Genomic DNA, 6,511 nt, shown 5'->3' on the forward strand with positions numbered 1-6,511 from the left:
CATCAAACCTCCAACAACGTGGATCCCTTACGACTTTATCGCTGTTTTACTGCTGAAAGGATGACACCGCGGTGACATCGAGGTAGGGCGTTTGAGAGGTCGGTGTGCGGAACATCTCAGACCTGCACAATGGCCTGATGGCAACGCCGCTGACCTTCGAGATGATCCGACAGGCCCCCAAGGCGCTGCTGCACGATCACCTCGACGGCGGTCTGCGCCCCTCGACGGTCATCGATATCGCCGGCCGGATCGGCTATGACGGCTTGCCCAGCACCGATGAGGCCGAATTGGCGGCCTGGTTCCGCAACGCCGCCCACAGTGGGTCGCTGGTCCGCTATCTCGAGCCGTTCGCGCACACCGTCGCGGTGATGCAGACCGCGGAATCGCTGCACCGCGTCGCGCTGGAATGCGTCGAGGATCTGGCCGGCGACAACGTGGTTTACGCGGAGGTCCGCTTCGCCCCTGAACTGCACCTGACCGGCGGGCTGTCCCTCGATGAGGTGGTCGAGGCGGTGCTGGCCGGTTTCGCTGCCGGGGAGAAGGCCGCGGCGGCGGCCGGACTATTCATCAGGGTTCGCTGCCTGGTGACCGCGATGCGGCATGCCGCCCGGTCGCGCGATATCGCCGAGTTGGCCATCCGGTTCCGCGACAGGGGTGTCGTCGGGTTCGACATCGCCGGCGCAGAGGCGGGCAATCCGCCGTCGCGGCATCTGGACGCGTTCGAATACATGCGGTCGCACAACGCCCGCTTCACCATCCACGCCGGCGAGGCATTCGGTCTGCCATCGATACAGGAGGCACTGGCCTTCTGCGGAGCCGACCGGCTCGGCCACGGTGTCCGCATCACCGACGACATATCCGTGTTGCCGGACGGGAATGCCGAACTCGGCCGGCTGGCCGCGATCGTGCGGGACAAGCGCATTCCGCTGGAGATGTGTCCGACGTCCAATGTGCAGACCGGCACGGTGCCCAGCATCGCGAATCACCCGTTCGGACTGTTGGCCCGGTTGCGGTTCCGGGTGACGGTCAACACCGACAACCGATTGATGAGCGACACCACCATGAGCCGCGAGATGTTCCTACTGGCAGAGACTTTCGGGTACGGCTGGAAAGACCTCGAGTGGTTCACCATCAATGCGATGAAGTCGGCGTTCATTCATTTCGACGAGCGGCTGGCCATCATCGACGAGGTGATCAAACCGCGCTACGCAGCGCTGAGGGAGTAGCCGCTCAACCCGCTATTCGCGCCTCAGCCGCGACTCTGTGTTGTAAGTCGTCGGCGTCCTCGGCGCTATTCGCGCCTCAGCCGCGACTCCACGAACCGCTCGAGCTGTTCCCACTCGGCGACTGCCTTGTTGAATGGGCCGCTGGGCCGATCGACGGCGTCCGGGCTCAGCGCGTACTCCACCAAGCCGCCCAGCGCGGTGTCGGAGGCCAGCAGCGTCTCGACGGTGTCGTCCTCGGAGTAGTCGCCCACATCGCGGACGAACTCGATCGCCAGGTCCAGCTGATCGCGGTCGATGGAATCGGGTCCGTCGGCGATATCGTCGGCCAAGCCGTTGAGCACGTAGATGTTGTCGTCGTTGACGTCGACGCGCAGCGAGCCGTCGGTGGCCGCGGTGCGGATGTCGTCGTAGGTGCTCAGATCCGCCAGATCGTGGTCGTGCTCATCGGCGAGGTAGCGGGCCAGGGTGCGCTCCGACGGGAATACGCTGATGCGGCCGTTACGGCCAAGGAACACCGGCTTGTCGTCGAAGTAGCAGCGCAGCGTGTAGAAGGTGCCGCCACCGGCCATCACCCGCACCGGGTCGATGCCGACGTGCTCCCAGAACTTCGAGTCCCCGCCGAGAACCCCGGCGGCGGGAACCGCGGCACGCTCGATGGCGATCTCGTCGTCCTCGTCGTCCTCGGTCTCCACGATGAGGTCGTCGTCCTCGTCGGAATCCTCGAACGGCTCATCGAGTTCGGCGGCTGCCGCCGCAGCGGCCTTCGCGTCGAACTCCGGGGTGGTGACGAGTTCGTCGACCGCAGAGAGCACGCCGTCCCAGCCGCGGGCGACGATATCGCCGATGCCGTCCCAGCGCTTCTTGCCGGCCCGACCCTCGAACTGCTCGATACCGCCGCCGAGCAGGCCCAGGTTCGGGTTGCCGTTGAAGAACCGGGTCACCGCGGGCAGCTCGCACACCAATCCGAGTGACGACACCACGGCCATCGTGTGGGCCAGTGCGTCGACGGACTCCGCGGTGGGTTTCTCGGCCAGCAACTCCTCGACCGCGATCAGGTCGGCGCTGCGGTCTTCCGCGGGCTGCAGCTTGTGGGCGTTGGCCGTGGTCAGCCGTCCCCACGCCGGATGGTCGGTGAGGTCGTTGTCGGTGTTGGTTCGGACGAACGCCGCGAGATCGGCCACCGATTCGAAAGCGAAGACGTCCTCGTCTTTGCCCAGGAAGGCCTCCCAGTCATCGCCGTCCTCGCGCCACCGGGGCGCCCACAGCGAGTAGAGGTCACCGGCCGTGAGGCCGAGTCGGATCGGTACGAGCTCTGCTGCCATGCGGGACAGCCTAACGACCTACAGTTTGTCGCTATGGATGTCCGTGTCGTTGACCACCCGCTGGCCGCGGCTCGGCTCACCACGCTGCGCGATGAGCGCACCGATAATGCCGGGTTCCGGGCGGCGCTGCGGGACCTGACCCACATGCTGGTCTATGAGGCCATCCGGGATGCGCCCACCGAGCAGATCGCGGTCCGGACCCCGGTAGCCGACACCATCGGCAGCCGGCTGGCCACGCCGCCCCTGCTGGTTCCGGTGCTGCGCGCGGGCCTGGGCATGGTCGATCAGGCGCACGCATTGATCCCGGAGGCCCGGGTCGGGTTCGTCGGCGTCGCCCGCGATGAGAAGAGCCACCAGCCGGTGCCCTACCTGGAGTCGCTGCCGGCCGACCTGCGCGAGCAGCCGGTGATGGTGCTCGACCCGATGCTGGCGACCGGGGGGTCGATGGCCTACACCATCGAACTGCTGCAGAACCGGGGTGCCCACGACATCACCATCGTGTGCGTGGTCTGCGCACCGGAAGGGGTGGCCGCGGTCGAGCGGGTGGCGCCCGGAGCGCGGTTGTTCACCGCCACGATCGACGACGGCCTCAATGCCACCGCCTATATCGTTCCGGGACTCGGCGACGCGGGGGATCGGCAGTTCGGGCCGCGGTGAGATACTCACCCGATGCCGTTGGCCGACACCGCTGAGTCGTGGCTGGCCGCCCACTACGACGATCTCGTCGCGTGGCGCCGCCACCTCCACCGCCACCCCGAACTGGGACGTCAGGAGTTCGCCACCACCGCGTTCATCGCCGACCGCCTGGTCGAGGCCGGCCTGAACCCGAAGACGCTGCCCGACGGCACCGGGCTCACCTGTGACTTCGGGCCCGAGCATGCACCGCGGATCGCACTGCGGGCCGATATCGACGCGCTGCCGATGCCGGAACGGACCGGCGCGGCCTACTCCTCGACCATCCCGGGTGTCGCCCACGCCTGCGGCCACGACGCGCACACCGCCATCGTGCTGGGTGCGGCCACGGCACTGGCCGCAGTCCCGGAACTGCCGGTGGGCGTGCGGCTGATCTTCCAGGCCGCCGAAGAATTGATGCCCGGCGGCGCACTGGACGCCATCGCTGCCGGCGCGCTGACCGGGGTGTCGCGCATCTTCGCCCTGCACTGCGATCCGCACCTGGCGGTCGGCAACGTCGCCATCACCGCCGGCCCGATCACCTCGGCCGCCGACTTCGTTGAGATCACGCTGCACTCGACGGGCGGCCACACGTCCCGGCCGCACCTGACCACCGACCTGGTCTACGGCATGGGGACGCTGATCACCGGCCTTCCCGGTGTGCTGTCCCGGCGCCTCGATCCGCGGGACTGCACCGTGATGGTGTGGGGTGCGGCCAACGCCGGGGCGGCGCCCAATGCCATACCGCAGACCGGCACGCTGTCCGGCACCGTGCGCACGGCCAGCCGGGCGACCTGGCTGGAGATGGAAGGCGTTGTCCGCGAAACGGTTTCAGGGTTGCTCGCACCGCTGGGCATCGAGCATTCGCTGGCCTATCACCGAGGTGTTCCACCGGTGGTCAATGACGAACGCTGCACGCAGATCATGACCCACGCGATCGAGGCCGTCGGGCCGGAGTCGCTGGCCGAAACCCAGCAATCCGGTGGGGGAGAGGACTTCTCCTGGTATCTCGAGGATGTCCCCGGCGCGATGGCTCGTCTAGGGGTGTGGAGCGGAGACGGCCCGCAGTTGGACCTGCATCAGCCGAATTTCGACCTCGATGAGCGTGCACTGGGTGTGGGAGTGCGAGTGATGGTCAACGTCGTCGAGCAGGCGGCGTCCTTCTCATGACACCGGCGGCTGCGTGAAGCTTCTGGTGACCGGCGGTGCCGGCTACGTCGGCAGCGTCTGCGCGAAAGTCCTTCTGGAACAAGGCCATCAGGTGGTCGTGGTCGACGATCTTTCCACCGGTAACGCTGACGCGGTGCCCGAGGGTGCGGTGTTCGTGCATGACGACATGGTGGCGGCGGCTGGCGTCCTGCTGGGTGAGGGCTCCTTCGACGGGGTGCTGCACTTCGCGGCCAAGTCACTGGTCGGTGAGTCGGTGACCGAACCGCAGAAGTACTGGTTCGGCAATGTCGTCAAGACCCTGGAGTTGCTCGACGTGATGCGCGCCGCGGGAACTCCCCGGCTGGTGTTCTCCTCGACAGCAGCCACCTACGGCGAACCGGAATCGGCTCCGATCACCGAGGATGCACCCACCCGCCCGACAAACACCTACGGGGCAACCAAACTCGCGATCGACCATGCCATCACGTCATATGCGGTGGCGCACGGACTCGCCGCCACCAGCCTGCGGTACTTCAACGTCGCAGGCGCCTACCGCGGGCTGGGCGAGCGGCATGCGGTGGAGACCCATCTGATCCCGCTGGTGCTGCAGGTGGCGACCGGGCAGCGCGCCCAGATCGCGGTGTACGGCAATGACTGGCCCACCGCTGACGGCACCTGTATCCGGGATTACATTCACGTCCGCGATCTCGCCGATGCGCATCTACTCGCCCTGCAGCACGCCCGGCCGGGTGAGCACAGCATCTACAACCTCGGCAGCGGAACAGGATTCAGCGTTCGCGAAGTGATCGACTGCTGCCGCCGGGTCACCGGCCGGCCGATCGCCGCCCTCGACGTCGAGCGGCGTGCCGGGGATCCCGCGGTGCTGATCGCCTCCAGCGAGCGGGCGATGCGGGAGCTCGGCTGGCGTCCCTCCCGGACGACGATCGATGAGATCGTCGCCGACGCCTGGGCCTTCGCGCAGGGTTAGCTGGTCCCCCCGCTGCCCCACCCTCCGCGAGCGTGCGTGTGTGTACGCAGACACGCCGTCGGCGCGGGCATTTCGCGCACGCTGGTTGTCCACAGGGTTGCCGATAGTGACTGTTGGCAGACGGCCGCCTGCGTTCAGCATTGGTCCGTGTCGGATGAATTCGTCGAGGTATTCCAGCATCAAGGGGGCGTTGCGACAAGCGCGCAGCTGTTGGCGGTCATCAGCCGCCGCAATCTGGGGACGCTTCTCGAAGCTGCAGTGATCGAACGCATTTGGCACGGCGTCTACAGCCTTGGAATGGCAGACCAGGACCGTCGATTACGGGGCCTGGACCTAGCTGCCGGCGAAACCGTTTCGATCTGTTTGGGCACCGCGGCACAGTCCTACGGATTCGACACCGAGGACACGCAGGACCTACATGTGCTCAACCCCGCGGGGCATCAGCTGCGGCACGCTGATGGTTTGGTGGTGCATCGCCGTGATGGGGCACCACTGTCGGCAGTACCTGGTCGCTCAGCAACGACAGCGGCGTGGACGGCGATCGAGGTGGCCCGTGGCCTGCGCCGGCCGAGGGCGCTCGCGACGCTGGACGCGGCGCTGCGTTCCAATCGCTGCGATCGGGCGGAACTGGCGCGGGCCACCGTCGCTCAAGCGGGACGACGGGGCATCGTCCGGGTGCGCGAATTGCTTCCGCTGGCCGACGGTCGAGCTGAATCGCCGATGGAAAGTGAAGCTCGTCTGGTGATGCTCGACGGGGGCTTGCCGAGTCCAGCGCTCCAGTACGAGATCGTCGACTCGTGGGGCCGCCCGCGTCGTCTCGACTTCGCCTGGCCCCAATTCAAGGTGGGCGCCGAATATGAGGGTGATGTATGGCATTCCGGAACGGATGCACTTCGGCGCGACCGCGAGCGGCTGGCGGCTCTGCAGGATCTCGGCTGGATGGTGGTGCCGATCGTGGCGGAGGATGTCCGCCGCCGTCCTGCAGCGTTGGTGGAACGACTGAGCGCGCACATTGGGCGTGCTCAAGCGGCGTGACCGTGCGTGAAATGTACGGGCGGGCGGCGTGTCGGTGTACCGACACGCACGCTCGCGGCAGGGAGGCATCTTCACTTCGGCAGGCGCCGGGCATCGAGGGCGCCGAACAGACCGTCGGC

6 protein-coding genes are annotated in these 6,511 nt (G+C 67.1%); 5 read left to right on the top strand and 1 reads right to left on the bottom strand.

The genetic code is table 11. The annotated features are described in order from the left end of the window. Positions 1-137: 137 nt before the first annotated feature. Positions 138-1,226, top strand: coding sequence for an adenosine deaminase (locus ACR2JI_RS08685; protein WP_526389677.1), 1,089 nt, complete (start codon positions 138-140; stop codon positions 1,224-1,226). 65 nt (positions 1,227-1,291) lie between these two features. On the opposite strand, the gene satS is transcribed toward ACR2JI_RS08685, so the two are convergent. Continuing rightward, positions 1,292-2,548 (bottom strand): protein export chaperone SatS, encoded by a 1,257-nt coding sequence (gene satS, locus ACR2JI_RS08690; protein ID WP_526389678.1) that lies wholly within the window; start codon positions 2,546-2,548, stop codon positions 1,292-1,294. A gap of 33 nt (positions 2,549-2,581) precedes the next feature. Here satS and upp point away from each other — a divergent pair, with 33 nt between their 5' ends. The 4 genes from upp to ACR2JI_RS08710 all read left to right on the top strand — a co-directional run bounded on the left by upp (position 2,582) and on the right by ACR2JI_RS08710 (position 6,392). Next, positions 2,582-3,205 carry a uracil phosphoribosyltransferase gene (upp, locus tag ACR2JI_RS08695; RefSeq protein WP_526389679.1) on the top strand — a complete coding sequence of 208 codons (624 nt, stop codon included), beginning with the start codon at positions 2,582-2,584 and terminating at the stop codon, positions 3,203-3,205. 12 nt (positions 3,206-3,217) lie between these two features. Further along, positions 3,218-4,390 carry an amidohydrolase gene (locus ACR2JI_RS08700; RefSeq protein WP_526389680.1) on the top strand — a complete coding sequence of 391 codons (1,173 nt, stop codon included), beginning with the start codon at positions 3,218-3,220 and terminating at the stop codon, positions 4,388-4,390. 13 nt (positions 4,391-4,403) lie between these two features. Next, complete coding sequence (gene galE / locus ACR2JI_RS08705; protein WP_526389681.1) at positions 4,404-5,357, top strand: UDP-glucose 4-epimerase GalE; 954 nt, start codon at positions 4,404-4,406, stop codon at positions 5,355-5,357. A 147-nt stretch (positions 5,358-5,504) separates the two neighbouring features. Then, positions 5,505-6,392 carry a type IV toxin-antitoxin system AbiEi family antitoxin gene (locus ACR2JI_RS08710; protein WP_526389682.1) on the top strand — a complete coding sequence of 296 codons (888 nt, stop codon included), beginning with the start codon at positions 5,505-5,507 and terminating at the stop codon, positions 6,390-6,392. Positions 6,393-6,511 lie beyond the last annotated feature (119 nt).

Origin of the sequence: Mycobacterium sp. (genome assembly GCF_051006775.1) — a bacterium.
Taxonomy (GTDB): Bacteria; Actinomycetota; Actinomycetes; order Mycobacteriales; family Mycobacteriaceae; genus Mycobacterium.